The organism is Burkholderia sp. Ac-20344, assembly GCF_017104975.1.
In the GTDB taxonomy this organism is placed as follows: Bacteria; Pseudomonadota; Gammaproteobacteria; order Burkholderiales; family Burkholderiaceae; genus Burkholderia.
Genome location: NZ_JAAGPP010000315.1, coordinates 1 through 2,562, shown reverse-complemented (window position 1 = coordinate 2,562; position 2,562 = coordinate 1). Strand labels below are relative to the sequence as shown.

Annotated in this window: 2 protein-coding genes and 1 pseudogene; all 3 read right to left on the bottom strand. The window is 70.4% G+C overall.

What is annotated here, in order from left to right; all coding sequences use genetic code 11:
• A pseudogene (locus G3N64_RS38720) lies at positions 1-195 on the bottom strand (magnesium chelatase); the annotation flags it as partial.
• Positions 196-263: 68 nt separating this feature from the next.
• The gene (locus G3N64_RS38715) at positions 264-1,340 is read right to left on the bottom strand and encodes an ATP-binding protein (protein WP_205788843.1); all 1,077 of its coding nucleotides are present in this window, start codon (positions 1,338-1,340) and stop codon (positions 264-266) included.
• The coding region (locus G3N64_RS38710; protein WP_205788842.1) for a cobaltochelatase subunit CobN at positions 1,337-2,562 on the bottom strand (1,226 nt) is incomplete at its 5' end. The genes G3N64_RS38710 and G3N64_RS38715, both read right to left, overlap by 4 nt.

Sequence of the window (2,562 nt, the reverse complement as noted above, 5' to 3'; positions counted from 1 at the left end):
CAGCCCCTTCGCCAATGCGAGCCGCTCGTGCGACAGCATCGACGCCGAGCAGTCGAGCACGAAGCAATGCAGTGCGGGCGGCGTGCCGGCGCGCCTCCGGAAGCGCAGATGGTCGCGATGCAGCGGGCCGCCGCGTGTCGCGGCGAGCGTCGCCGGCCACGCCACGGCCGTGCCGGTGCGTGCCGTACCCGGCACGCGCGCGGCTGCGCCTGATAGCCATCGAGGACCGCGAACGGTGTTCGCGGCAGCGCCGGCTCGATGGCTCAGCGTTTTTTTAGCGGCAGCGGCACCACGCCTTTCACGTCGCGCAGCCCGGCGGGTTCGGGTGGCAGGTAGCCCCAGTCGCCCTGTGATGCCGTCGCGTCGTTCTTCGCCGCGCCCGACGGATCGTCCGAGCGCTCGCGCGCAGCGGGCGGAGCGCGACCGTCGCGTTCGTCGTTGTGCTGCGGCGCTCCGGACGAGGGCGGCGTCCCCGCATGGCGCCGGTGCCGCAGCACCGCGTCGGCCACACGCTCCACATGCGACACCGTCACCGCATCGGCCTGCTCCAGCGCGGCGAGCGCGCGCGCCGCGCGCAGCATCACGAGATCGGCACGCAGCCCGTCGACGGCCGCGTCGATGCACAGCGCGCTGACGCGCGCATGGACCGCATCGTCGAAATCGAGCGCCGCCAGCCGTGCGCGTGCCGCGTGAATCCGGTCGCCGAGTTCACGCTGCGCGGCTGCATGACGTGCGCGGAACGCATCCGGATCGAGATCGAATGCAAGCCGCGCCTTCACGATCCGCTGGCGTTGTGCAGCGTCGAAGCAATTTTCCAGCTCGACCATCAAACCGAAGCGGTCGAGCAGCTGCGGACGCAGCTCCCCTTCCTCGGGATTCATCGTCCCGACGAGCACGAAGCGCGCATCGTGCGCGTGCGACACGCCATCGCGCTCGACGATGTTCACGCCGCTCGCGGCGACGTCGAGCAGCGTATCGACGAGCCCGTCGGCGAGCAGGTTCACTTCGTCGACATACAGCACGCCGAGATGCGCCCGCGCGAGCAGCCCCGGCCGGAAACGCACGCCGTTTTCGGCGAGTGCATGCGCGAGATCGAGCGTGCCCGTCACCTGCTCGTCGCTCGCCGACAGCGGCAGCGTGACGAACTGCCCTTCGGGCAACAGCTCCGCGAGGCCGCGCGCCGCGGTCGATTTTGCGGTGCCGCGCGGCCCGCTCACGAGCACGCCGCCGAGCGACGGGTCGATCGCGGCGAGCAGCAGCGACTGCTGCAGCGCATCCTGCGCGACGAGCGCCGCAAACGGAAAAACCGCGCGGGCGCGGTGCGTCGTCGGATCGGTCATCGCCGTCCCCCTTCCTGGAGTTGTTCGCTCGCGAGCCAGACCGCTTCGATCCGTTCGCGATAATCGCCCGGCTGCTGCCACAGGCCGCGCTGCATCGCCTCGACGAAGCGTTCGCAGATGCCGTGCAGCGCCTTCGGATTGTGCCGTTCGAGGAATGCGCGGGTGGCGTCGTCGAACAGGTACGCATCGGCGACGAGCGCGTACTGGTGATCGGACAGCACGCGCGCGGTCGCGTCATAGCCGTACAGGTAGTCGACGGTCGCCGCCAGCTCGGCCGCGCCCTTGTAACCGTGGCGCTTCACGCCGTCGAGCCATTTCGGGTTGACGACGCGCGAGCGGATCACGCGCGCGATCTCCTCGCGCAGCGTGCGCATCTTCGGCGCGACCGGGTTCGCATGGTCGCCGTGGTAGATGCTCGGCTGCTGCCCGGACAGGTGCCGCACGGCCGCGGTCATCCCGCCCTGGAACTGGTAGTAGTCGTTCGAATCGAGGATGTCGTGCTCGCGGCTGTCCTGGTTCTGCACGACGACGTCGATCGTTGCCAGCCGCTCGCCGAACACGTCGGCTGCGGCGTCGCCCGCGCTGTTCTGCGCATACGCATGGCCGCCCCACTGGCGGTATGCATCCGCGAGATCGGCGTCGGTCTGCCAGCGGCGCTGGTCGATCAGGTCCTGCAGGCCCGCGCCGTAGCTGCCCGGCCGCGCGCCGAACACGCGCCAGCCGGCGCGGCGCCGCGCGTCGTCCGGCGCCACACCCTGCGCGATCCATTTCGCGCGTTCGCGCTCGATGCGCGCGCGAATCGGGTTCAGCTCCTCGGGCTCGTCGAGCGCGGCCACTGCCTGCACGGCCGCGTCGAACAGGTGCATCAGGTTCGGGAACGCGTCGCGGAAGAAGCCCGACACGCGCAGCGTCACGTCGATGCGCGGCCGGTCGAAGATCTCGATCGGCAGGATCTCGAAGTCGGTCACGCGATGGCTGCCGTGCGCCCATTTCGGCCGCACGCCGAGCAGCGCGAATGCCTGCGCGATGTCGTCGCCGCCCGTGCGCATCGTCGCCGTGCCCCAGACGGACAGGCCGATTGCGCGCGGATAGTCGCCGTGATCCTGCAGATGGCGCTCGATCAGTTGCTGCGCGGATTTCAGGCCGAGCGACCACGCGGCCTGCGTCGGCACCGCGCGCGTGTCGACCGAGTAGAAATTGCGGCCGGTCGGCAGCACGTCGA